This is a genomic window from Kitasatospora sp. NPDC057940, from assembly GCF_042887425.1.
Lineage (GTDB): Bacteria > Actinomycetota > Actinomycetes > Streptomycetales > Streptomycetaceae > Kitasatospora.
In genome coordinates, this window is record NZ_JBHVPH010000010.1 from 58,071 (window position 1) to 81,816 (window position 23,746).

Annotated in this window: 19 protein-coding genes, 1 tRNA gene and 1 riboswitch; of the genes, 5 read left to right on the forward strand and 15 right to left on the reverse strand. The window is 72.8% G+C overall.

Annotation, left to right across the window (positions count from 1 at the left end; translation table 11 throughout):
• Position 1 precedes the first annotated feature (1 nt).
• The 12 genes from ACFVTF_RS17865 to ACFVTF_RS17920 all read right to left on the reverse strand — a co-directional run bounded on the left by ACFVTF_RS17865 (position 2) and on the right by ACFVTF_RS17920 (position 13,226).
• Positions 2 to 682, reverse strand: coding sequence for a 1-hydroxy-2-methyl-2-butenyl 4-diphosphate reductase (locus tag ACFVTF_RS17865; RefSeq protein WP_387814475.1), 681 nt, complete (start codon positions 680 to 682; stop codon positions 2 to 4).
• Positions 679 to 2,763, reverse strand: a complete 2,085-nt coding sequence (gene shc / locus ACFVTF_RS17870) for a squalene--hopene cyclase (RefSeq protein ID WP_387814477.1) — start codon at positions 2,761 to 2,763, stop codon at positions 679 to 681. Before shc ends, ACFVTF_RS17865 begins: the two co-directional genes overlap by 4 nt.
• A 7-nt stretch (positions 2,764 to 2,770) precedes the next feature.
• The gene (locus ACFVTF_RS17875; protein WP_371522947.1) at positions 2,771 to 3,859 is read right to left on the reverse strand and encodes a polyprenyl synthetase family protein; all 1,089 of its coding nucleotides are present in this window, start codon (positions 3,857 to 3,859) and stop codon (positions 2,771 to 2,773) included.
• A gap of 239 nt (positions 3,860 to 4,098) precedes the next feature.
• Entirely contained in the window at positions 4,099 to 5,535 is a 1,437-nt protein-coding gene (gene hpnE, locus ACFVTF_RS17880) for a hydroxysqualene dehydroxylase HpnE (protein ID WP_387814478.1), read from the reverse strand.
• Positions 5,536 to 5,677: 142 nt separating this feature from the next.
• The gene (gene hpnD / locus ACFVTF_RS17885; protein ID WP_350875695.1) at positions 5,678 to 6,535 is read right to left on the reverse strand and encodes a presqualene diphosphate synthase HpnD; all 858 of its coding nucleotides are present in this window, start codon (positions 6,533 to 6,535) and stop codon (positions 5,678 to 5,680) included.
• A 41-nt stretch (positions 6,536 to 6,576) separates the two neighbouring features.
• Positions 6,577 to 7,557: a squalene synthase HpnC gene (gene hpnC / locus ACFVTF_RS17890; RefSeq protein WP_387814686.1), complete on the reverse strand. Its 981-nt coding sequence runs from the start codon at positions 7,555 to 7,557 to the stop codon at positions 6,577 to 6,579.
• A gap of 259 nt (positions 7,558 to 7,816) precedes the next feature.
• Positions 7,817 to 8,626, reverse strand: a complete 810-nt coding sequence (locus ACFVTF_RS17895) for an ABC transporter ATP-binding protein (protein ID WP_371520971.1) — start codon at positions 8,624 to 8,626, stop codon at positions 7,817 to 7,819.
• Positions 8,619 to 9,560, reverse strand: coding sequence for an ABC transporter permease (locus ACFVTF_RS17900; protein WP_387814480.1), 942 nt, complete (start codon positions 9,558 to 9,560; stop codon positions 8,619 to 8,621). The genes ACFVTF_RS17895 and ACFVTF_RS17900 overlap by 8 nt, the downstream gene beginning before the upstream one ends.
• A 136-nt stretch (positions 9,561 to 9,696) precedes the next feature.
• Positions 9,697 to 10,596 carry a glycosyltransferase gene (locus tag ACFVTF_RS17905; RefSeq protein ID WP_363585863.1) on the reverse strand — a complete coding sequence of 300 codons (900 nt, stop codon included), beginning with the start codon at positions 10,594 to 10,596 and terminating at the stop codon, positions 9,697 to 9,699.
• Positions 10,593 to 11,330 carry a CDP-alcohol phosphatidyltransferase family protein gene (locus ACFVTF_RS17910; RefSeq protein WP_363617027.1) on the reverse strand — a complete coding sequence of 246 codons (738 nt, stop codon included), beginning with the start codon at positions 11,328 to 11,330 and terminating at the stop codon, positions 10,593 to 10,595. The genes ACFVTF_RS17905 and ACFVTF_RS17910 overlap by 4 nt, the downstream gene beginning before the upstream one ends.
• A 91-nt stretch (positions 11,331 to 11,421) precedes the next feature.
• On the reverse strand, positions 11,422 to 12,483 hold the full coding sequence (locus ACFVTF_RS17915; protein WP_371520965.1) for an iron-containing alcohol dehydrogenase family protein: 1,062 nt from the start codon (positions 12,481 to 12,483) through the stop codon (positions 11,422 to 11,424).
• Positions 12,471 to 13,226, reverse strand: coding sequence for a sugar phosphate nucleotidyltransferase (locus tag ACFVTF_RS17920; RefSeq protein ID WP_371520963.1), 756 nt, complete (start codon positions 13,224 to 13,226; stop codon positions 12,471 to 12,473). The genes ACFVTF_RS17915 and ACFVTF_RS17920 overlap by 13 nt, the downstream gene beginning before the upstream one ends.
• A 492-nt stretch (positions 13,227 to 13,718) precedes the next feature.
• Between ACFVTF_RS17920 and idi the strand changes: the two genes are divergently transcribed.
• The gene (gene idi, locus ACFVTF_RS17925) at positions 13,719 to 14,375 is read left to right on the forward strand and encodes an isopentenyl-diphosphate Delta-isomerase (protein ID WP_387814482.1); all 657 of its coding nucleotides are present in this window, start codon (positions 13,719 to 13,721) and stop codon (positions 14,373 to 14,375) included.
• A gap of 32 nt (positions 14,376 to 14,407) precedes the next feature.
• Here the strand turns inward: idi and ACFVTF_RS17930 are convergent, their stop codons facing one another.
• On the reverse strand, positions 14,408 to 14,935 hold the full coding sequence (locus ACFVTF_RS17930; protein WP_371522942.1) for an ATP-binding protein: 528 nt from the start codon (positions 14,933 to 14,935) through the stop codon (positions 14,408 to 14,410).
• Between the two features lie 384 nt (positions 14,936 to 15,319).
• Between ACFVTF_RS17930 and ACFVTF_RS17935 the strand changes: the two genes are divergently transcribed.
• Both ACFVTF_RS17935 and ACFVTF_RS17940 read left to right on the forward strand, forming a co-directional pair.
• Positions 15,320 to 15,404, forward strand: a tRNA-Leu gene (locus tag ACFVTF_RS17935).
• Positions 15,405 to 15,838: 434 nt separating this feature from the next.
• A complete protein-coding gene (locus ACFVTF_RS17940; protein ID WP_387814484.1) occupies positions 15,839 to 17,440 on the forward strand; it encodes an APC family permease in 1,602 nt (533 codons plus the stop codon).
• A 128-nt stretch (positions 17,441 to 17,568) separates the two neighbouring features.
• On the opposite strand, the gene ACFVTF_RS17945 is transcribed toward ACFVTF_RS17940, so the two are convergent.
• Positions 17,569 to 18,558 (reverse strand): class I SAM-dependent methyltransferase, encoded by a 990-nt coding sequence (locus ACFVTF_RS17945; RefSeq protein WP_387814486.1) that lies wholly within the window; start codon positions 18,556 to 18,558, stop codon positions 17,569 to 17,571.
• Positions 18,559 to 19,188: 630 nt separating this feature from the next.
• Between ACFVTF_RS17945 and ACFVTF_RS17950 the strand changes: the two genes are divergently transcribed.
• A complete protein-coding gene (locus ACFVTF_RS17950) occupies positions 19,189 to 20,619 on the forward strand; it encodes an aldehyde dehydrogenase family protein (RefSeq protein WP_387814488.1) in 1,431 nt (476 codons plus the stop codon).
• Between the two features lie 226 nt (positions 20,620 to 20,845).
• Here ACFVTF_RS17950 and ACFVTF_RS17955 read toward each other — a convergent pair whose 3' ends face one another.
• Positions 20,846 to 22,345: a glycine hydroxymethyltransferase gene (locus ACFVTF_RS17955; protein ID WP_387814489.1), complete on the reverse strand. Its 1,500-nt coding sequence runs from the start codon at positions 22,343 to 22,345 to the stop codon at positions 20,846 to 20,848.
• 29 nt (positions 22,346 to 22,374) lie between these two features.
• A riboswitch (ZMP/ZTP riboswitch) is annotated at positions 22,375 to 22,470 on the reverse strand.
• 304 nt (positions 22,471 to 22,774) lie between these two features.
• Here ACFVTF_RS17955 and ACFVTF_RS17960 point away from each other — a divergent pair.
• On the forward strand, positions 22,775 to 23,740 hold the full coding sequence (locus tag ACFVTF_RS17960) for an ABC transporter permease (RefSeq protein ID WP_363367281.1): 966 nt from the start codon (positions 22,775 to 22,777) through the stop codon (positions 23,738 to 23,740).
• Positions 23,741 to 23,746 lie beyond the last annotated feature (6 nt).

Here is a 23,746-nt window from a genome sequence, read left to right on the forward strand (position 1 = left end):
GCTAGCTCGCCTCCTGGGGGAGCGTCGAGGATGTGGGGTGGTTCAGGTCCGCGGGGCCGGGCCGGGACTCCTGCCGGTACCAGTCGACCAGGGCGGGTACCGCCGCCCGCAGGGTCCGCCAGGCACGCACCCCGGCCGGGAGGGTTCCGAGCCGCAGCAGTTCGCGCTCGGGGGTGTCCACGACCACCCGCAGGACGGCGGCGGGCAGCGTCGGCCGCCGTTCCCGCAGCGCGGCCAGCACGGCGGCGGCCTCCATGTCGACGGCGAGTGCGCCCTGGAGGTGCAGGGCCCGCCGTTCGAGGCCGCGGACGACGTGGTCGGCGGTGTGGTGCACCCCGGTGTGCGCGGTCAGGCCGAGTTCCTTGAGGGCCCTGGCGAGCTCCGGTCCGGAGTCGACGGGGTACAGGTGCCCCTCCGCGTCGCGCACGCCGTCGGCGACCACGATGTCGCCCGGCAGCACGCCCGGGCCGACCGCGGCACCGAAGCCGGCCACCACGACCGCGCCGTAGCCGCCGGGGGCGGAGCCGAGCAGCCGGCGGACGGTGAGCGCGGCCCGCCGCCGGCCCATGCCGGTGCGCACCAGCACCGGCGGCCCGCCGGCCGCGCCGCGCCAGTCGCCGCCGCGCAGCGCCCAGACCTCGGGGCCCAGCGCGCAGAGCACCAGCAGCGGTGCGGTGGTCACCGCGCCGCCCCGATCGCCGGGGTGTCGCCGTTGCCGCGGCCGAAGGCGGGGCTGCCGTGCAGGTAGCGGCCGAGCGCGGTGACCGGGAAGACCAGCCGGTACAGGTGGTAGTTGATGGAGAAGTCCCACGGGAAGCCGGTGCCGGTGAACTGCGGCTCGTCCCAGGTGCCCTCGGGCAGCTGGGTGCGCACCAGCCAGTCCACGCCGCGTTCCACCGCCGGGTTGGCCCGGCCGTCCGGGCCCTCGCCGGCCGCGAGCAGCGCCATCAGCGCCCACGCGGTCTGCGAGGCGGTGGAGTCGCCGCGCCCGGCCCAGCGGGCCGGGTCCTCGTAGGAGCGCATGTCCTCGCCCCAGCCGCCGTCGGTGTTCTGCCGGTCCTCCAGCCAGCGGACGGCCCGCCGGATCGCCGGGTGCTCGTCCGGGACGCCGGCCGCGACCAGGGCGGGCAGCACCGAGCCGGTGCCGTAGATGTAGTTGGTGCCCCAGCGGCCGAACCAGGAGCCGTCCGCCTCCTGGTTGTGCAGCAGCCACTCGACGCCGCGCCGGGTCCGCCGGTCGCGGGCCCGGCCGGTCTCGGCGAGCATCTCCACCACGTGGGCGGTGACGTCGGCGGACGGCGGGTCGACCACCTCGCCGAAGTCGCAGAACGGCAGCTTGTTGGGCAGCGTGCTGGTGTTGTCGACGTCGAACGCGCCCCAGGCCCCGTTCTTGGACTGCATGCCGAGGTTCCAGAGCACACCGCGGTCCATGGCCGCATCGACCTTGGCCGGGTCGGGGTGGTCGACCCGGCCCAGCGCGAGCACCACCTCGGCGGTGTCGTCGATGTCGGGGTAGGTGTCGTTCTCGAACTCGAAGGCCCAGCCGCCGGGGGCCAGCGAGGGCCGCTGGACGGACCAGTCGCCGTCCTTGCGGATCTCCTCGCCGAGCATCCAGTCGACGGCCGAGACCAGCGCCGGGTGGTCGGCCGGCAGCCCGGCGTCGACCAGCGCGATGGTGGCCAGGCAGGTGTCCCAGACCGGGGACTGGCAGGCCTCCAGCCAGCGGCGGCCGTCCTCGGTGTGCACGGTGAAGCGGTCGAAGGAGGAGAGTCCGGCCTTCATCACCGGGTGCTCCAGCTCGTAGCCCTCCAGGTGCAGGGCGATCAGCGAGTACACGGCGGGCGGCTGGATGCCGCCCCAGCAGCCGTCGGCCTCCTGCCGTTCGACGATCCAGCGGCAGGCCTGCGAGACGGCGAGACGGCGCAGCGGGCGCAGCGCGCGGTGGTGGTAGGCGTGCAGGACCTTGTCGAGGCGCTCGAAGAGGCCGTCCCAGCTGGTGGCCGGGGCGAGCGGCCGGTCGGGGTAGGGGTGGTCCGGGTCGGTGTGCAGCTCGGTGAGCGGGAAGGGCGCCGGACGGACGGGGCGGTGGGCCGAGACGATGGTCAGCGGGACGATGGTCTGGCGGGCCCAGCAGCCGAAGGCGTAGATGTTCAGCGGCAGCCACTTGGGCAGGAAGATGATCTCGGGCGGCATCTCGGGGAGCCGTTCCCACGGCCACCAGCCGAAGAGCGCGAGCCAGATCCGGGTGAAGACCCGGGCGGCCGCGATGCCCCCGGCGGAGCGGACGTACCGCGCGGCGGCCACCATGTGCGGGGCCTCGGGGTCGTCGCCGGCGAGTTTGAGGGCGACGTACGCCTCGACGGTGGTGGACAGTTCGGCCGGCCCGCCGTGGAAGGTGGCCCAGGTGCCGTCCTCCCGTTGCTGGGACCGGATCCACTCGGCGGTGGCCTTGGTCTGGTCCTCGGTCCGGATCCCGAGGAACTGCCGTAGCAGTAAGTCCTCGGCGTCCATCGTGACGTTGGTCTCCAGGTCGCCCTTCCACCAGCCCTCGGAGCTCTGCAGCGAGAGCAGGTGGGTGGTGGCACGGGCCAGGGCCTCCTGCGCGTCGGCCGCTCCGACGTCCGCCTCACCGGCCGGCCGGAGCTGGTCGGTGTCCTCGGGCTGCCACCGCCCGGCGCCCAGCAGGGTCGGGGGGCGGTCGCCCACCGCGACCGGCTCGGAATCGTACTCAGGGTCGAGCCGGCCGTCCGCGGTTGCTGTCAACGTAACGTCACCTCTCTCGTACCACCACGAATTCGGCGAGTGCGACGAAGTGCTCGCGCACCTCGTCGGACATGGGCACCTCGTCCAGGGCGGCGAGGGCAGTCGTGTGCTGGCGGCGGGCTTCCTCCTGGGTCCAGGCGCGGCCGCCGGCCTCCTCGATCAGCGCGGCCCGGGCGGCGAGCTCGGGCTCGCCCTCCTCGCCGCGGCCCTTCGGGTCGGCCAGCTGCTCGGCGAGCCGGCGCGAGGCCGCGCCGCCCTCGGCCAGCGCGGCGGCGACCGGCAGGGACTTCTTGCGCTGGCGCAGATCGCCCCAGTGCGGCTTGCCGGTGACCTCGGTGGCGCCCCAGATGCCGAGCAGGTCGTCCACCGCCTGGAAGGCCAGGCCCAGGTGGTGGCCGTAGCGCTCGAGCGGTTCGGAGACCTTGTCGTCGGCCCCGGCCAGGACGGCGCCGATCGCCGAGGCGGCCGCCAGCAGCGCCGCGGTCTTGCCGCCCTCCATCTCCAGGCACTCGGCGACGGTGACGCTGTCGCGCTGTTCGAAGGCGACGTCCATGGCCTGGCCGTCGATCAGTCGGCGGGTCGCCGTGGTGAGCAGCCGGACGGCACGCACGGCGTCGGTGGGGCTCGTACCGCCGGGCACCGCGGCGTCGAGCAGCACCTCCGTGCCGAGCGTCGCCAGGGCGTCGCCGACCAGGATCGCCTGGGCCGGACCGAAGACCGTCCAGGCGGTGGCCCGGTGCCGTCGGGTCTCGTCACCGTCCATCAGATCATCATGGAGCAGGGAGAAGTTGTGCACCAGTTCAACCGCGACACCGCCCGGCACGCCGACCTCGGCGGCGGCGCCGGTGGCCCGGGCGGAGAGCAGGGCCAGGGCGGGGCGCACGGCCTTGCCGCCGTCCCCCTTGGACGGGGTGCCGTCCCGGTCGATCCAGCCGAAGTGGTAGGCGGCGACGGTGTCCATCGGTGCGGCCAAACGGGCGACGGCGGACCGTAGCGGCGGGGTGCAGAGCGTGCGGCTGCGGGCCAGCAGCTCCGGCACCGAGACCGGTTCGGCGTGCGCCGTGCCTCCGACGGCGATGCCGGTGCGTGACTCCACGTGCGTTCCCTCTCCCTCGTGGTGCCGGACCGCCCGGGGCTGCCGGGTGCTTGCGCTGTCGGTGCGGCTGGTGTCGATGTGGCCGGTGTCGGTGTGACCGGTGTCGATGCGGCTCGGGTCGGTGCGGCTGGTGCCGGTGTCACCGCTGTCGGTGCCGCCGGTGCGGCCGGTGTCGTTCTCGCCGGTGCGGTCGACGGGAGGCCCGTCGGCTCTGGCGGGGTCCCCGGTGGCGCCCGCCGTCACCGGGGCCACCTCCCGTCGCCCCGGTCCACCGGGAGCCGGCTGCCGGCCGCGGCGAGCGCCGCGTCGGCCGCGGCGTGGCCGCTGCGCACGGCCCCCTCCATGGTCGCGGGCCAGCCGGTGGCCGTCCACGCGCCGGCCAGCAAGAGGCCGGGGACGTCCGTGCGGGCCGACGGGCGCAGCAGCGCGCTGCCGGGCGCCGGGTCGAAGGTGGCGGTGCGCTCACGGGTGACGAAGAAGTCCAGCACCTCGGCCCCGGCGGCGGCCGGGAGCAGCCGGGCCAGCTCCGGCAGGTACCGGCGGCGCAGCTCGGCGACCGGCAGGTCGATCTCGTCCTGGACGGCGGACTGCGAGAGCGCCAGGTACTGGGCGCCGGGGTGGGCCCGGCCGAGCCCGGTGCCGGCCAGGCCGGAGTGCGCGGTGCGGTCGAAGACCCACTGCACCGGGGAGCCGAGGGCGGCGAAGAACGGCCGCCGCAGCACCTTGCGGTCGTAGACCACGTGCACGTTGAGGATCGGCGCGGTGCCGAAGTCGGCCAGCCGGTCCTGGCCGGGGAAGGCGTTCGGGGGCAGCAGGGCGGCCGCGCTGTCCTGGGCGCCGGCCAGCACGACGGTCTCGGCGGCGAGCGGTTCCGCGCCGCCTTCCAGATGGACGGCGTGCTGGGGCACCGCCGGCTTGAGCTCCGCGACGCGGGCGCGCAGCAGCACCTTCACGCCGGCGCGTTCCAGCTCGGCGAGCGCCCGGTCGTGGTGGATCACGCCGAGCGGGACGGCGGCCGTGCCGATGTCGGAGGCGCCCGGGTCGGAGAGCAGGCCGGTCTTGAAGACCATCGCCGCCAGTGCCAGCGACACCTGGTCGGCCCGGGCGTTCAGGGTGGCGACGCCGACCAGGTCCCAGAGCGCGGCGAGGGTGTTCGCGTTCTGCCCGTTGCGGCGCAGCCACTCGCCGAAGGAGATCTCGTCCAGTGCCGGGTCGGCGAGGTCCAGGCCCTGGAGCGCCAGCGCGCCGCGGACCACCCGGGCGCGGTCGGCCGGCCCGAGGTGCGGGTAGCGGGCGAGGCTGCCGGCCAGGTGCAGCGGGACGGGCAGGCCGGCCCGGCGCAGCCGCCCGAGGGTGCGCACCGGGGCCGCGTCCGGCCCTGAGACGGAGAGCACCGGGACGTCCAGCCGGTCCTGGAGGTGGACCAGCCGGGCGGCGCCGAGCCGCTCCAGCAGGCCGCGGTAGGCGGTGCAGCAGCGCAGGTACACGTGCTGGCCGTTGTCGACGGTCAGCTCGCCGCGCTGGAAGGAGAACGCCAGCCCGCCGAGCCTGGGCCGCCCCTCGACCAGCGTGACCCGGTGGTCGGCCTCGGCCAGCCGCAGCGCGGCGGTGATCCCGGCCAGGCCGCCGCCGACCACCACGGCGGCCGGGCGCGCGGCATCGGCTCGCCCGGTCATCGGCCCTCCCCCTCGCGATTGCTGGACCGCCGTGCGGCGGTCGCTCCGGCCGGCACGCTCGTGACCGGCCCGGTCGTGGTCAACACTGCCCTGCCCGCTTGTGATTCCCCGCTGACACAGCGTGACAGAACTGCGGTGAGAATCAAGAACGCCCCCCGGCGAGCCCGGAAAGCGCGACGTACGCCTTCTCCCAGCCCGGCAGCGAGACCCGGCCGCGCAGGACGGACTCGGGGTCGGCGGCGATCCGGCCGAGCAGCCGGTGGTAGATACCCGCCATCGCGGCGGTGCAGGCCCGGCTGCGGCGGTCGAGCATCGGCAGCAGCCGCAGGCCCTCCTCGAAGGCGGCCTGGGCGCGGGCGGCCTCGAAGGCCACCAGGCCGGTGAAGTCGGCGCCGACCGGCGGCCTGGGCAGCGCGAAGCCCTGCTCGCAGCCGAACCGGGCCAGGTCCTCGGCGGGCAGGTAGGTGCGGCCGTTCAGGGCGTCCTCGCGCAGGTCGCGCAGGATGTTGGTGAGCTGCAGGGCCAGGCCCAGGGTGTCCGCGTAGCCCGCGCCCCGCTCGGGGTCGTCGCAGCCGTACACGCCGAGCGAGAGCCGGCCGACCGAGCCGGCCACGCAACGGCAGTAGACCTTCAGCTCCTCGTAGGTCTGGTACTCGGCGCCCTTGAGGTCCATCTCGACGCCGTCGATCAGTTCGTCGAAGCCGCCGAGCGGGATCGGGAAGCGCCGGGCCGCGTCGGCCAGGGCGACCTTGATCGGGTCGGTGTCGTCCTCGGCGACCGCACCGGCGCGGACCTCGTCCACCAGTTCCCGGGTGCGCACCAGCGCCTCGGCCTTGCGGTCGGACGGGAGGTCGCCGTCGCCGATGTCGTCGACCCGGCGGGCCAGGGCGTACAGGGCCGACATGGCCAGCCGCTTGGGTTCGGGCAGCAACCGGATGCCGTAGCTGAAGTTGCGTGCCTGAAGTCCGGTGACTGCCTCGCAGTACCGGTACGCCGCCATGACCTGGGCCGACGCCAGTGGTGATGCCGCCACTCGGGCGTTCACCTTCCCTTCGCGAAGATGGCCGCCGCCTTCGCTGCGAGGCGGCGCTTGTCAGGCTTCGCCTGCTGCGCGAGCACGTCGTACCCGGCGTCCTCGATGGCCGCCAGGGCCGCGTACCCGCCGGCGGTGAATCCCGCCAGGAGCAGTCGAAGCCTCCCCCGAACCGTACCTACCAATGGCGCGCCGCGGTCGAGCAGGGTGCGGGCCCGCTGCACCTCGAAGGCGATCAGCTCGCGCACCGGGCCGCCGGCGGTGGGGGCGGCGAGGTCCGCCTCGGTCACGCCGAACCGGGCGAGGTCCTCGGCGGGGAGGTAGATCCGCCCGTGGGCGAGGTCCTCGGCGACGTCCTGAAGGTGTTCGACCACCTGGAGGGCGCTGCAGATCGCGTCGGACAGCTCGATCCGCTCGGGGGTGGAGACGCCGGCGATGGCCAGCACCAGGCGGCCGACCGGGTCGGCGGAGAGGGTGCAGTAGCCGATCAGGTCGTCGTAGCCGGCGTAGCGGGTGGTGGTCTGGTCCACCCGGTTGGCCTCGATCAGGCGGCGGAACGGCTCCGGGGTGAGCCCGTGCCGGTCGACCAGCGGCACGAGGCTGCGCAGCAGCGGGTGGCGGGGGCCCTCGGAGGCTCCCGGGTGGAGCGCCGCCTCGAAGACCCGGTCGAGGTCGCGCTCCAGTCCGTCCAGCAGTGCGAGGCGGAAGGCGACCTCCTGCGGAGTCGGCGGGCCGGACTGGGCCGAAGGGGTGGCGGGAGGCGTGGCCTCGACCCCGAGCAGGGCGGCGGTGGCGGCCGGATCGGCCAGGTCGCCGTCGCCGGCGTCGTCGACCAGCCGGGCGTAGCCGTAGACGGCCATCAGGTCGTCGCGCCAGGCCGCGGGCAGGAAGAACGGGGCGACCGGGAAGTTCTCCGCGCCCGCCTTGTCCAGGGTCTCCCCCGCGGAGCGGTTCACCGACGTATCTCTGGGCTGGGCCGAAGCCGACACTGCTGTCACTCCCCCGTTCTACACCGCTGGGCATCACCGGCCCGACTCGGACACGCGTCCGAGCGGGGGCGCCACCTCCGGCACACCGCCCCCGCGCATACAGCCTGACACCACGGGGCGCGCCGGAGAAGAGCGCCCCGCCCGGCGCACGGGGGCGCTCACCCCCGCGGCGGCGGGCCACCCGGGGTACCGGCGGGGGCGCACGAACAGGGGGCCGGCCCCGGAAATCCCCGGAACCGGCCCCCTGGACGGCTTGGTACTACGGGCGCTCGCCGCGCTCGTAGCGGCCGACGACCTCTTCGGTCGGGCCGTCCATGATCAGCTCGCCGGCCTCGATCCAGATCGTCCGCTCGCAGACCTCGCGGATCGAACTGTTGTCGTGGCTGACCAGGAAGACCGTACCGGCGGACTTGCGCAGTTCGTCGATCCGCTTCTTGCTGCGCTGCTGGAACGCCTGGTCGCCGGTGGCCAGCGCCTCGTCGATCAGCAGCACGTCGTGGGTCTTCGCGGCGGCGATGGCGAAGCGCAGGCGGGCGCCCATGCCGGAGGAGTACGTGCGCATCGGCAGCGAGATGAAGTCGCCCTTCTCGTTGATGCCGGAGAAGTCGACGATGTCCTGGTAGCGGCTGCGCACGTCGGCCGGCGCCATGCCCATCGCCAGGCAGCCGAGGATGACGTTGCGCTCACCGGTGAGCTCGTTCATCAGCGCCGCGTTCACGCCCAGCAGCGAGGGCTGGCCGTTGGTGTAGATGCCGCCCTTCTCGGTCGGCAGCAGGCCCGCGATCGCGGCCAGCATGGTCGACTTGCCGGAGCCGTTGGAGCCGATCAGGCCGATCGCCTCGCCCTTGTAGGCGGTGAAGCTGACGCCGCGCACGGCGTGCACCTCGCGCACGCCCGCGGAGCGCTTGCGGCTGATGATGCGGCTCAGCGCCGAGGTGGCACTGCCCTTGCCGGAGCCGGCGCCGTGCACCCGGTAGACGATGTGCACGTCGTCGACGACGACGGTGGGCTCGCGGGCGACGTCCGCGTCCCGGATGGTGTCCAGCTTGCTCAGTTCGACGTCAGCCACGGCCGTACTCCTCCTCGGCCTTCCAGAAGAAGACGTATCCGATCACGAACATCACGACCGCCCACCCGATGCCGTAGGTCCACTGGTGGAGGGGGAGTTCCTGGTGCTGGGGCTGGTGCTTGTTGTAGATGATCGGCGCGAAGGCGTGCCGCAGCAGGTCCATGTAGACCGAGGCCGGGTTGAGGGCCATCAGCGTCTGGATGTACTTGGGCCACTCGTGGATCTTGTCCTGGATGCTGAACATCACGCCGGACAGGAACATCCAGGCCCGCATCACGAAGGGGATCAGCTGGGAGATGTCGCTGGTCTTGGAGCCGAGCCGCGCCATGACCAGGGCGATGCCCGTGTTGAACATCATCTGGAGCACCAGGGCCGGGATGATCAGCAGCCAGGTCCGGCCCGGCTTGATGCCGCTGACCAGCACGGTGCCGACCAGCACCACCATCGAGATCAGCAGCTGCTGGAGCTGGATCACGGTGAACGCGATCGGCAGCGAGGCCCGGGGGAAGTGCAGCGCGCGGATCAGCCCGAGGTTGTCGGCGATCGCCCGGGTGCCGGACTGCACCGCGTTCTGGGTGAACTGGAAGACGAAGACACCGATGCAGAGCCAGGCGATGTAGGTGTCCGGCGGGAAGTTGTCCTTGCTCTTCAGGATCACACCGAAGACCAGGTAGAACACCGCGCAGTTCAGCAGCGGCGTCACGACCTGCCACAGCTGGCCGAGCTTGGCGTCGGTGTACTGGGCCACCAGGCGGGCGGTGGCGAAGGCCCAGATGAAGTGGCGCCGGGCCCAGAGCTGCTTGGTGTAGGAGACCAGGCCGGGCCGCTTGCCGCTCACGGCCAGGCCGTACTTGTCCGCAAGCTGCTTGGGGGTCAGGCCCGCGTCCACCCCCCTGGGGGATGAGAGGCTGACGGGTTCACTCACTGTCGACACATTCGTCCTTCACGCGGGATCGGTCGGGGCGGCCGGTCGACGGGGGTCCGCCGGCCTTGCGCCGATGGGGATCCACTGGATCACGGGGAGAGTCCGGCCGGTGTGTGGTCACCGGCCGCAGCGATCGATCATTCGATCAGATGACCGGTGGCCGGCCCAGCCTGGTCAATCGCCAAACGGTACGCCATCGCATGGGCCGCCGCGGACCGCAGGGTTCGCGCCAGCCCGCCCGGAACCCGCCCCACCAGGCCTTCAGCGCCTCCGAGGAGGGGCGGCGGGCCAGGGTCAGCAGGAACCAGGTTCCCAGATAGAGAGGCACCAACAGGGCCGGAAGGTTCCGTCTGGCGAGCCAAACCCTGTTACGGGCGATGTTGTGGAAGTAGGTGGCGTGCCGCGCGGGCGAGGTCGTCGGGTGGTGCAGCACCACGTCCGCGCGGTAGTCGATGGCCCAGCCGGCGTCCGCCGCGCGCCACGCGAGGTCGGTCTCCTCGTGGGCGTAGAAGAACTCCGCGGGCAGCTGCCCGGCCTGCTCGAACACCGCGCAGCGCACGGCGGTCGCGCCGCCCAGGAAGGTGGTCACCCGGGACGAGCGCAGCGGGTCGCTGGCGCGCAGCCGGGGGACGTGCCGGCGCTGGGTCACGCCGGTGTCGGGGTCCGCGATCCGGAAGGCCACGATGCCCAGCTCCGGATCGGCGGTGAAGGCCTCGCGCAGCAGGCGGGCCGAGTCGGTGCGCGGCAGGTGCCCGTCGTCGTCCAGGAAGAGGACCGCGTCCACGTCCCGGCCGTCGCGGCCGAACAGCTCGATGCCGACGTTGCGCCCGCCCGGGATGCCGAGGTTCTCCGGCAGCTCGACGCTGCGCACGCCCTCCGGCAGCGGCGGCAGCTGGGCGCCCTGGCCCACCACGGCCAGCTCGACCGCCGCGCCCTCCTGGGCGCGCACCGATTCGATCAGGGCGGCCAGTTCCTCGGGGCGGTTGCCCATGGTGATGATGACGGCTCCGAGGCGGAAGCTCTCCGCGCTGGTCGGGGCGCTCATCGCAGCCTGCTGGAGAGGACGATGCTCAGCAGGTGCAGCACGGTCTGCAGCATGGCGATCGCCGCCAGCGCCACCACCGCGATCCGGGTGAAGAACAGCCCGCCGTGGACGGCGTCGGCGATCCCGGCCGCGAGGATCAGCAGCGAGGCCTCGACCGCGCCGACCAGGCGGTGGAACTTCAGGAAGGAGGCCGCCCGGCGGGCCTTGGCCACCGAGGACGAGCGCGGCACCGAAGCGCTGTCCTCGACCGCCGTCAGGCCGCTGCGGGCCCGGGCCACGTCCACCAGGTCCGTCTCGGACTTGATCAGGATCGCGCCGAGCGCGGCCAGCGTGCCCAGGAACGCCCACTCCCAGTGCGAGCCGCCGCCCTCGCGGTGCAGCAGGTCGGTGGCGCGCAGGCCCAGCCCGGTGAGCAGGGCCGCCTCGGACATGTAGTGGCCGACCCGGTCCAGGTAGACGCCGGTGAGCGAGGTCTGCCGGCGCCAGCGGGCCACCTCGCCGTCCACGCAGTCCAGCAGCAGGTAGACCTGGATCAGCAGGGCCCCCAGGACCGCGCCCGCGATGCCCGGCACGACCAGCGCGGCGCCGGCCAGGACGCCGGTGAACATCATCAGGTACGTCAGGCCGTTCGGCGTGATCGCCGTCACGGTGGAGAGCACGCGGGTGATCCGCAGCGAGATCCGCCGCATGTACAGGCGGCCGGCCCAGTGCTCGGCGCTGCGGCGCTGGAGCATGCCCTCCGGGTGGATCACCGCGCGCAGCTCCTCGATCGAGGGCCGGCGGGTCAGGTCCACCGGGGGCCGCTCGGCACCCGCGGTGGAGGGGTCAGCTGTTGACGGCTTGGACATAGTCGGCGTACGCGTCCCTGATTGCTGAGGGGGAGAGGTCGAGGTGCTCAAGGATGGTGAAGCGCCCCGGGCGGGTGTTCGGAGCGTAGTGCACCGCGTCGGTGAACTCCGCCTCGGTGAAGCCGATCTGAGCTGCGGTCACCGGCAGCCCGTGGGTCGCCAGGCGCTCCACGATCAGACCGGTCAGCTCGCGCTCGCCCCGCAGGAAGCTGGCGAACGCGGCGCCGAGGCCGACCTGTTCGCCGTGCTGGGCGGAACGCTTGGGGTACAGCACGTCCAGGGCATGCGAGATCTCGTGGCAGGCGCCCGAGGAAGGCCGGGTGCTGCCGGCGATGTTCATCGCGATGCCGGACAGTACCAGGGCTTCCGCGAGGGCCGTGAGGAGGTCCTGATCCTGAGTGTTACCTGGGTGCCGCAGCAGGTTCTCGCCCGCCGAGCGGGCCATCGCCACGGCCAGTCCGTCCACCGGCTCGCCGGTGACCGCGTGCGACAACTCCCAGTCCGCGCAGGCGGAGATGTTGGAGACCACGTCGCCGATGCCGGCCGCCACGAAGCGCGGCGGGGCCTGCCGGATCACGTCCAGGTCGACGATGATGCCGATCGGGCTGGGCACCCCGTAGGAGCCGCGGCCGGCGTCGTTGTCGAGCGTGGAGACCGGCGAACAGATGCCGTCGTGGGCCAGGTTGGTGGCGACCGCGACCAGCGGCAGGCCGACCCGGGCGGCGGCGTACTTGGCGGCGTCGATGATCTTGCCACCGCCGAGGCCGACCATCGCGTCGTAGTGCCCGCCGCGCACCGACTCGGCCAGGCGCACCGCGCTGTCCAGGCTGCCGTCGTCCACGTTGTACCAGTCGGCGCCGGGCAGGGCCGGCTCCAGGCGCCGGCGCATCGCCGCTCCCGAGCCGTTGCTGATCGCCACCGCGATCCGGCCCGAGGCGGACAGCCGCTGGTCGGCGAGGATGCCGCCGAGCGCGTCCAGCGCGCCCGGGCGGACCTCGACGAACAGCGGCGACGGAACCAGCCGGGTCAGTACTGGCACGCGATCTCCCGCGCCTTCGCCAGGTCGTCGTGGTTGTCGACCTCGACCCAGGAGACCTCGCCGATCGGCTGCACGTCGATCCGCAGGCCGCGGTTGACCATCTCCTGGTAGCCGTCCTCGTAGTACAGCTGCGGGTCGCGCTCGTAGGTGGCGCGCAGCGCGTCGGTCAGGTCGACGGCGGCGGCGGGGTTGATCACGGTGACGCCGATGTACTCGCCGGTGGCCTCGACCGGGTCCATCAGCTTGGTGATGCGGCGCATGCCGGCGGCCGGGTCGACGACGACCTTCATCTCCTCGTCGGCGAGCTTCTTCACCGTGTCGAGGGCCAGCAGGATGCCGGGGGCGGTGCCGGCCTCGACGAGGCGCTGGTTGCCCTCCAGCATGGTGCGCTGCACGGACGCCGGGTGCACGGTGTCGCCGTTGGCCAGCAGCAGGCCCTCGGCGAAGAGCTCGCGGGCGCACCAGAGCGAGTACGCGTTGTTCCACTCCTCGGCCTTGTCGTTCTCGACCAGGTGGAGCTTGACGCCGTACTTGCTCTCCAGGGCGTCCTTGCGGTCGTACACCGCTTCCTTGCGGTAGCCGACGACGATCGCCGCCTCGCGGATGCCGACCTCGGCGAAGTTGCCGAGGGTGAGGTCCAGCACGGTCCGCTCCCCGTCGACCGGCACCAGAGCCTTGGGCAGGGTGTCGGTGTACGGGCGCAGCCGGCGGCCGGCGCCGGCTGCCAGAACGAGGCCGATCATGCGGGGTCTCCTGATCCGTCGTGCGGTGCGCGGGGCGGTGCGCGCGGGGTGCTGGGGCACCGGCTTTCCGTCCGGCCGGGCCGCGAATCGGCGCGCCGGTGCCGCCGCGAGTGCGGGCACCGTGCCGTAAGCGATGGTAGGCGACCCGGGCGGTCGGCCCGAACGCGGCCGGGGGCTGCGAGGTGACGGGAGGGTGGCGATGCGGTGATCGAACGCGCAGGCGAGGCGGCCATCGAACGCGATGGGAACGGATACCGAACAGCCCTGCTATTCCGATGACCCCTCCGGGAACGTATCGGGCCCATCTCTGCCCGGAATCGACCTGCCGATGGTCATGATCCGCCCGGTTGTGCGTGGGACCCGTACCCACCGCCACCCATACGGCAGACTGGAGCCCGACGCCGGCGCCGGTGCCCCCGCTGCGTCCGCTGCACCCGGTGTACCGGACGTACCCCGATGCTTCCGTTGCTCCCCCCTCCCGAAAGAGGCCCCATGCCCCAGAGCCTGCCGACCAACCCGACACACTTCGACTCCGAGATCGACACCGGTCTCGACGTCGAGACGGACGTGACGGTCGCCCCGGGGGCCTCGACCGGGACCGCCGGCGCCGGTCCCGAGATCCTGCTGGAACTGGTCGACGACGAGGGCGTCACCACCGGAACCGCCGAGAAGCTCTGGGCACACCAGCAGCCCGGCCGGCTGCACCGCGCGTTCTCGGTCTTCCTCTTCGACCGCCAGGGGCGGCTGCTGCTCCAGCGGCGGGCGCTCGGCAAGTACCACTCCCCCGGCGTCTGGTCGAACACCTGCTGCGGCCACCCGTACCCGGACGAGCCGCCGTTCGTCGCCGCCGCCCGCCGCACCGCCGAGGAGCTCGGCATCGCGCCGGCGCTGCTCTGCGAGGCGGGCACGGTCCGTTACGACCTGCCGGACGAGGCCTCCGGGCTGATCGAGCGGGAGTGGAACCACCTGTTCGTCGGGCTGGTGACCGCGCCCGTCGAGCCCAACCCCGACGAGGTCGACGACCACGCCTTCGTGACCGCGCAGGAACTGCGGGAACTGCGCGCCGAGCGGCCGTTCTCGGTGTGGTTCGAGACGGTCTTCGAGGCGGCGCTGCCGGGGATCCGGGAGATCGCCGGGCGGGACTGGTAGGCGGGCGGGACCGGTCGGCGGGCCCGCGGCGCTCAGTCGTCGGTCTCCGGGGGGACGGGCAGCGAGGCCCAGATGACCTTGCCGCCCTCCCCCGTCCGCTCCACGTCGCACACCCCGCCGGCCTGCAACGTCACGCTCTTCACCAGCAGCAGGCCGCGGCCGCCGGTCCGCCCGGTGTCGCTCTCCAGCGCCTTCGGCCGGTACGGGTCACCGTCCTCGACCGACACCCGGACCCAGCCCCGGCGGACCGCCAGCTCGGTCGTCACCTCCGGCGACAGCTTCGCCGCGTGCGTCACCGCGTTGCTCACCAGCTCCGAGACGATCAGCAGCACGTCGTCCACCAGCTCCTGGTAGCGCACCCCGGCCATCCCCTGGGCCAGCAGGCGGTCACGGACCGCGTGCCGGGTGAGCGGCACCGAGGCCTCCTCGGCCGGCACCGGGAAGCGCCACACGCCCTCGACCGGCCCGGCGGGTGCGCGTTCCGGCCCGGTGCGTCTCGGCTCGGCGCGTGCGCGCTCCGGCCCGGCGCGTCTCGGCTCGGCCTTCGCCGCCCCGCTGATCTGCTCCACGTCCAGCCGCCCTTCGTCCGCGACCCGGGGGTGTCCGCGACCCGGGAATCAGGCGTTCCGCTCATGGCGCCCTCGATCCACAGAGGCTAGGAGAGCCACCGGCGGGACCGTGGCACCGTCGACAACTTGCCCGTGTCGGACCGCTTCCGGCCGGAACGGACCGCCGTCGCCGCCGGGGTCGACCGTTTCCTTCGCGCTCGCCACCGCTTCGGCCGGGGTTCGCGCACCATGGCGACCCATCCCAGCCAGTCCGACCACCCCTGCCGACCCGGACGTCCCCCCACCCGGGGAAACGCAGGTGAGAAGCACTCCAGAACCCTGGTAATGTTCTCTCTGTCGCCGAGGGGGCGAGAAAAACCCCGAAGCACACACCCCGTCCGGGTGGCGGAATGGCAGACGCGCTAGCTTGAGGTGCTAGTGCCCTTTATCGGGCGTGGGGGTTCAAGTCCCCCCTCGGACACAACCGAATTCCCCGTGGGATCCGAAAGGAACCCGCGGGGAATTTCTTTTTCCCGGCGCGCCGCCGCCGTCCACGGGTTCTCGCGGGTTCTCTCGGTTCCTCTCGGTTCCTCTCGGGTTCTCCGCGCGGACCGGGTGGCCGCCGCTGCGCTCGCGACCCCCCGCAACCGCTGTGACCCAGGCGACTGTTGCGGCTGTCGTGACCCGAAAAGCGGACACGAGATGGCAACGATCGGACGGTTTGAGCTTCCCTTGAGGTATTCGCCCCTTTTGGCCCCATAGGCTGTCTCCGTTTGTCCGGAAACCAGCATAAAAACCACGACACCACCCGATGAAACCCCGAGCGAGAGGACCGATACGTTGAGTGAGCCAGAGTCTCCGACGGCATCACATCAGAACTACCGGCGATCGCTCGGCACCATCAGCCTGACCGCCGTGGGGCTCGGATCCATCATCGGATCCGGGTGGCTTTTCGGCGCCGAGCGCGCCGCCCGGCTGGCCGGCCCCGCGTCGATCCTGGCCTGGGTGATCGGGGCCGCGGTGGCACTGACCATCGCGCTCACCTACAGCGAGCTCGGGTCGATGTTCCCCAAGGCCGGCGGCATGGTCCGGTACGGCCAGTACTCGCACGGCTCGCTGGCCGGCTACCTCGCCGCCTGGGCCAACTGGATCGCCATCGTCTCGGTCATCCCCGGCGAGGCCACCGCCTCCGTCCAGTACATGAGCTCCTGGCACTTCGGCTGGGCACAGGGGTTGTACAACGGCAAGGAACTCACCCTGAGCGGGGTGGCACTGGCCAGCGTGCTGCTGGTCGGCTACTTCGTCCTCAACTGGTTCGCCATCACGATGTTCGCCAAGACCAACACGGCGATCACCGTCTTCAAGGTCATCGTCCCGACCCTGACCGCCGGCGCGCTGCTGTTCGCCCACTTCGACACCGCCCACTTCACCGACCACGGCGGCTTCGCGCCGAACGGCTGGAGCGCCGTGTTCACCGCCGTCGCGGTGTCCGGCATCGTCTGGGCCTTCAACGGCTTCCAGTCCCCGCTCAACCTGGCCGGCGAGGCCCGCAACCCCGGCAAGTCGCTGCCCAAGGCCGTCATCGGCTCGATCCTGATCGCCCTGGTGATCTACGTCGCGCTGCAGATCGCCTTCCTCGGCGCCATCCCGGCCGCCGACCTGTCGCACGGCTGGAGCAACCTGGCCTACACCTCGCCGCTCGCCGACCTCGCGATGGTCTGGGGCCTCAACTGGCTCGCCCTGCTGCTGTACGCGGACGCCTTCGTCTCCCCCAGCGGCACCGGCATGATCTACGCCGCCACCACCTCGCGCATGATCCACGGTGTGCAGGAGAACGGCCACCTGCCGAAGATCTTCGGCAAGGTCGACGCCAAGACCGGCATCCCGCGCCCGGCCCTGGTGCTCAACCTGGTGGTCGCCTTCCTGTTCCTCGCGGTCTTCCGCGGCTGGGGCTCGCTGGCCGAGATCGTCTCGGTCGCCACCGTGATCTCGTACGTCACCGGCCCGGTCGCCGTGATGGCGCTGCGCCGCCTCGCGCCGGACCTGCCCCGGCCGGTCCGGCTGCGGGCCATGCCGGTCATCGCCCCCGTGGCGATGGTGTTCGGCTCGCTGGTCCTGTACTGGGCCCGCTGGCCGCTCACCGGCAAGGTCATCCTGCTGATGGCCGCCGGTCTGCCGATCTGGGCCTGGTACGAGCTGCGCAAGCCGTGGGCCGAGCTGAAGCCGCACCTGAAGGCGGGCGCCTGGATGGTCGCCTACCTGTTCGTGATGGCCGGCGTCTCCTGGGCCGGCAGCACCGACTTCGGCGGCCAGGGCTACCTGCCCGAGGGCTGGGACCTGCTGGTCGTCGCGGCCATCGCGCTGGCCTTCTACCGCTGGGGCGTCGCCAGCGCCTGGGCCAACCCGTCCCTGGCCGCCGTCCGGCGCGAGCTGGCCGAGGAGGCCGCGGCCGGCGAGGGCGCCGACGGCGGCCCTGCGAGCTCCGGGCAGGAGCCGCGGGAGGCCTCGCGGGCCTGAGGGAGCGCGCAACGGTGAAGGGCCGGTCGAGTTCGACCGGCCCTTCGGCGTTGACGGGGGCGGGATGGGACCGGGCGGGGCGGGGTGCCGGGTGCCGGTCGGCCCCGTCGGCCGTCGGCGGGCGGCCGTCAGCCGCGGCGGGCGCGGCGGATGACGGCGGTGACGACCGGGGGGAGCAGGTCGCGGGCGGCGCGCTTGGCGACGTTGGCCGGGCGGCGCAGTTCGGCGGCGCGGGCCCGGCGGGCGGCGAGGTCGCGGGCGGCCTCCTCCTGGGCCTCCTGGGCGGCCCGGCGGGACTGCGAGGCCTCGTTCCGGGCCGCCTCGGAGGTCAGCCGCCGGTGGTGGCGGGAGGGGCGGAACGCGTCGATCCCGTCCGAGCTGCCGGTCATCCGGAGCACCTGCTGACCGTTCAAGGTCTCGGAGCTGAGGTAACAGCCCTCGGCGAGGTCCACCCGGTCGAGCAGGTCGCGCTGGAACGGCTCCGGATCCCCCCAGGTGCCGTAGAACTTGCACTCGGTCAACATGATCGGCTTGAGCCCGTGGTTGAAGACCGCGCCCCAGGTCGCGGCGGCCACGCCCGGGGTGTGCTGCGAGCGGTAGTCGTCCAGGACGACGACACCCTGGTCCTGGAGCGCGATCCGGGCCACCTGGAGGTCGCCCACGACGTGCTCGTACAGGTGCGAGGCGTCGATGTGGATGAAGCGGTACGTGCCCGCCGCGATCCGCCCGCCGGCCAGGGCGGAGGTCGGGGCCTGGATTATCTCCGGCAGTTCCTCGTGGAAGGCGAGGTAGTTGACCTCGAAGGCCGAGCGGGTCAGCGACTTCCGGTAGGAGGTGTCCATCTCGGCCGCGTTCTCGTCGTCCGGCGCCTCCGAGTCGAAGAGGTCACAGATGGTGAAGGACTCGCCGGGCTGGAGGTGCTCGCCGATCACGATCGCGCTGCGGCCCAGGTACGCACCCATCTCCAGCAGGTCGCCGGTGACCCCGGTCTTCTCCTGCCGCCCCATGAACCAGTCGAACGAGTGCCGGTCATGGTCCCAGAACCAGCCCGGAACGTCGTCCAGCACGGCCGGTTCGGCAGGCCGTTGCGACTCGTCCTTCAGCGCGGCATCGGTCACGGGATGCTCCTTATGCGGTACGGATGACCTGCGGATTTGAGCCAGACCTCAGCCCGGTGGCAACCCCCGCCCCGACCGTGGGCCACGCAGGTCCTGGACCGTGCGCGCCACTACGAACCACTACAAACCACTACGAACCATTGGCAACAGTAGTGCCTCACAGCTGAGTTCGCTGCAATCTACAGCGGCACCCGCACGTGTGAGGAGCTTTTCGCGCAATGAGTTTCGCGGACCGTCGTTTCGCTGCCCGAGGGTGAACGCGGAGCCTTCGGGACGGTTCGTCCGGCGCCCCTCGACGGCGGACCACGGCGCGGCCGGCCGCGCGCACGCCGGTCGTCAACTGGACGTCCGGCGGCGGGCGGTGGAACTGACGGCGGAGGCGGTGGGGGCGGCCGCCCGGTGCCCTGGCCGGGCGAGGACCCGCAGCGGCCGGACGAGCGGCGCGCGGGCGCGGGGATCGAGCCGTCCGACGAGTGCACCGCGCGGTTCGCCCCGGGGTAACCCGCCGGCCCACCGGACCGGATTGGCTCTTGCGCGCGGCCGCCCGGGCCGCCTTGACTGGGCCTTTGACTAGCACTGTCAGCGACTAGCACTGTCAGCCAAACGGCCGATCGAATGAGAGGACACTCGGTGCAGCAGTACGCGGAGTACGGCGACCAGTACATCGACGGCGCCTGGCGGCCCTCCCTGGACGACGCCGGGTCGATCGAGGTGCTGAACCCGGCGACCGAGCAGGTGCTCGCCGCCGTGCCGGCCGGCGGGCCCGCCGACGTCGACGCCGCGGTCGCCGCGGCCCGCCGGGCGGCCCGCGGCTGGGCGACGACCGCCCGCGCGGACCGGCTCGCCCTGCTGACCCGGTTGCGGGACGGAATCGCCGCCGCCCAGGAGGAGATCACCGCCACCGTGGTCGCCGAACTCGGCGCCCCGGTCGGCTTCGCCGCCGCCGTGCACGCCGGAGCGCCGCTCACCGTGGCGAACACCTACCTGACACTGCTCGCGGAGTACCCCTTCGAGGAACGGATCGGCAACTCGGTGGTGCTCGCCGAGCCCGCCGGGGTGGTCGCGGCGATCACGCCGTGGAACTACCCGCTGCACCAGATCGTCGCCAAGGCCGTCCCGGCCCTGGCGGCCGGCTGCCCGGTGGTGCTCAAGCCCGCCGAGGACACCCCGCTGGTGGCCCGGCTGTTCGCCCGGCTGGTGCACGACGCGGGCTTCCCCGCGGGCACGTTCAACCTGGTGACCGGCACGGGCGCGGTGGCGGGTGCGGCGCTCGCCGCCCATCCGGACGTGGACATGGTCTCGTTCACCGGATCCACCGCCGTCGGCCGGCAGGTCGCCGGGACGGCGGGCCGGGGCCTGAAGCGGGTCGCCCTGGAACTCGGCGGCAAGTCCGCCAACGTGGTGCTGCCGGGCGCGGACCTGGCCCGGGCGGTCAACGTCAACGTCGCCAACGTCTTCGCCAACTCGGGCCAGACGTGCAGCGCGTGGACCCGCCTGCTGGTGCACCAGGACCAGTACGAGGAGGCCGTCGCGACGGCCGCGAAGGCCGCCGCCAAGTACGCCCCGGGCGATCCGACCGACCCGCAGACCCGGATCGGCCCGCTGGTCAACGCCAAGCAGCTGGCCAGGGTGCGCGGTTACGTCGAGGGCGCGCTCGCCGCGGGCGCCCGGCTGGTCGTCGGCGGCGCGGAGCCCGTCCCGGGCCTGCCCGCCGGCTACTACGTCCACCCGACCGTGCTCGCCGACGTCACGGAGGACATGGCGATCGCCCGAGAGGAGGTGTTCGGCCCCGTCCTGGTGGTCCTCCCCTACCGGGACGAGGACCACGCCGCCGAACTCGCCAACGCCACCGAGTACGGCCTGGCCGGCGGCGTCTGGGCCACGGACACCGACACCGCCGCCGCCTTCGCCCGCCGCATCGACACCGGTCAGGTCGACCTCAACGGCGGCCGCTTCAACCCGCTCGCGCCGTTCGGCGGCTACAAGAGCTCCGGCCTCGGCCGTGAACTGGGCCGCCACGGCCTGGAGGAGTTCCTCCAGTACAAGTCGCTGCAGTACTGACCTCGCGACCGGGAGGGGCGCCGGCCGCGGCATCGGCACCGGCTCCGGGCCCGCCGCACGTGGGGCGGCGGGCCCGGGGGTTCGGGCATCGAGGACGGTCGGTCCGGGACCGGTCGGTCCGGGACCGGTCGGGTGAGGCCGGTCGGGTGAGGCCGGTCGGGTGAGACCGGTCAGGTGAGACCGGTCAGGTGAGACCGGTCAGGTGAGACCGGTCGGGTGAGACCGGTCAGGTGAGGTCGACGCCCGGGTAGAGGGGGAAGGGGGCGAGGAGGTCGGCGGCGCGCTTGGCGACGCCGTCGCGCACGGCGTCGTCGAGGCGGTACTGGGCCTTGGAGGGGGCGCCGCCCGCGGTGGTGGTCGGGGTGGTGGCGCGCAGCACGGTGTCGATCAGGGCGGCGATCTCGTCCATCTCGGCGGTGCCGAGGCCGCGGGTGGTGAGCGCCGGGGTGCCGAGGCGCACGCCCGAGGTGTACCAGGCGCCGTTCGGGTCCTGCGGGACGGAGTTGCGGTTGGTGACGACGCCCGAGTCGAGCAGCGCCGCCTCTGCCTGACGGCCCGTCAGTCCGTAGCCGGAGACGTCGGCGAGGACGAGGTGGTTGTCGGTGCCGCCGGTGACCAGCCGGCCGCCGCGGCGCAGCAGGCCCTCGGCGAGCGCCCGGGCGTTGTCCACGACGGCGCGGGCGTAGGTCCGGAACTCGGGCCGGCGGGCCTCGGCGAAGGCGACCGCCTTGGCGGCCATGACGTGCGAGAGCGGTCCGCCGAGCACCAACGGGCAGCCGCGGTCGACGTGTTCGGCCAGCTCGGTGTCGCACAGCACCATGCCGCCGCGCGGGCCGCGCAGCGACTTGTGGGTGGTCGTGGTGACGATCTGGGCGTGCTGGACGGGGTCGTGGTCGCCGGTCAGCACCTTGCCCGCGACCAGGCCGGCGAAGTGCGCCATGTCGACCATGAGGGTCGCGCCGACCTCGTCCGCGATCTCGCGCATCCGCCGGAAGTCGACCAGTCGCGGGTAGGCGGAGTAGCCGGCGACCAGGATCAGCGGGCGGAACTCCCGGGCGGTCTCGCGCAGCGCGTCGTAGTCGATCAGGCCGGTGGCCGGGTCGGTGCCGTAGCTGCGCTGGTCGAACATCTTGCCCGAGATGTTGGGCCGGAAGCCGTGGGTGAGGTGGCCCCCGGCGTCCAGGGACATGCCGAGCATCCGCTGGTTGCCGAGCGACTGGCGCAGCTGCGCCCAGTCCTGCTCGGTGAGGTCGTTGACGCCCCGGACCCTGGCCCGCTCCAGTGCCGGGCTCTCCACCCGCTGGGAGAGGACGGCCCAGAAGGCGGTGAGGTTGGCGTCGATGCCGGAGTGCGGCTGGACGTAGGCGTGGTCGGCGCCGAACAGGGCCCGGGCGTGCTCGGCGGCGATGGTCTCGACGGTGTCGACGTTGCGGCAGCCCGCGTAGAAGCGCCGGCCCGCGGTGCCCTCGGCGTACTTGTCGCTGAGCCAGTTGCCCATGGCGAGCAGGACGGCCGGGGAGGCGTAGTTCTCGCTGGCGATCAGCTTGAGCGAGGCGCGCTGGTCCTCCAGCTCCTGGCCGATGGCGGCGGCGATCCGCGGCTCCACGCCGGCGACCACGTCGAGGGCGCTGCGGAAGGCGGTGTCGGCGGCCGCGCCGGCGGCGGTGTGCGGGGCCTGGGCGGCCTCGACGACATGAGGGGTGTGCGGGGTGTGCGGGGTGGCCAAGGCGGTCTCCTCGTGGTGCACGGACGAGTACGGACGGCCCAGGCGCTCGGCAACTGTCGTGCGGGTGCACGGAGCCGCTTCCCGATGGTCGGTTCCATCCGTGCGCGCCAGTCGCGGCTCCCCGGGATCGTACCAATGCCCGGGGGGATGTGGCGGAGATCTCAGGATTCGGGACGGCACGCCCGTTTCGCCCATCGATGTCCGTTCTTTTGCAACGCCGGTATTGCGGCACAATGACGCCGAATGAAGCCGCAATACGCGCCGAAACAATGCCGGGGAAAACCGCCGGAGGTGATTTGCGGAGCTCCCGAAGATCCGGTCTGATGGCGCTCGAACGGCCGACGGGAAACCCCCGGGGGCCGGTTCGGAAATGCACACCAGCGCACCCTCACCCACAGGGCGGCGGAGAATTCGGGGAGTACGCCTCTCATGGCCGTGGTCGAAACAGCAGCGGGCTCCGTCCCCGCACCCGCCGCGCCGAGACTGCTCGGCCGGCTCCTGCGCGACCGGGTCGGCGCCGCCGCCCTCGCCGTCGTCCTGCTCTTCCTGCTGCTCGCCCTCGCCGCCCCGCTGATCGCCGCCCTGTACGGGAAGAACCCGGTCGAGCACTACGGCCAGAACTCCCCCGGCCTGCTCAGCGACAGCGGCCTGCCCGTCCTGCCGAACGGCGGCATCTCGGGCGACTTCTGGTTCGGCCTGGAGCCGGGGCTCGGCCGGGACGTCCTGACCCAGCTGCTCTACGGCATCCGCACCTCGCTGCTGATCGCCTTCGCCTCCGCCGCCGTGACCACCACGCTCGGCGTGCTGGCCGGGGTCGCGGTCGGCTACCTCGGCGGGATCGCCGACCGGCTGTTCGGCTTCCTGGCCAATGTGCTGCTGGCCTTTCCGACCCTGCTCCTGCTCCTCGCGCTGAGCCCCGTCATCCAGTCCCGGCTGGTCGATCCGGGCGCCGCGGAACCGGAGTGGATGCAGTTCCTGGTGCTGATCCTGGTCTTCTCCGCGTTCGGCTGGATTCCGCTCGCGCTTTCCCTGCGAGCCACCGTCCGGTCGCTCCGGGAAAGGGATTTCGTGCAGTCCGCCCGGGCCCAGGGCGCCGGCCGATTCCATGTCGTCGTCCACGAACTGCTGCCGAACGTCCGCTCGCAGCTGCTGGTGCACGCCACCATGGCGGTGCCGACCTTCGTCGCCTCCGAAGCGGTGCTGTCCTTCCTCGGCGTCGGCATCACGGAGCCGATCCCGGACTGGGGGCGGATGATCTCCCGCGGCTCCGAGGTCTTCCAGGCCGACCCGACCTACATGGTCTTCCCCGGCGTCGCGCTGCTGCTCTTCGTGCTCGCCTTCAACCTGCTCGGCGACGCCGTCCGGGACGCCCTGGACCCGCGCGCCGCCCGCTGAGCCCCG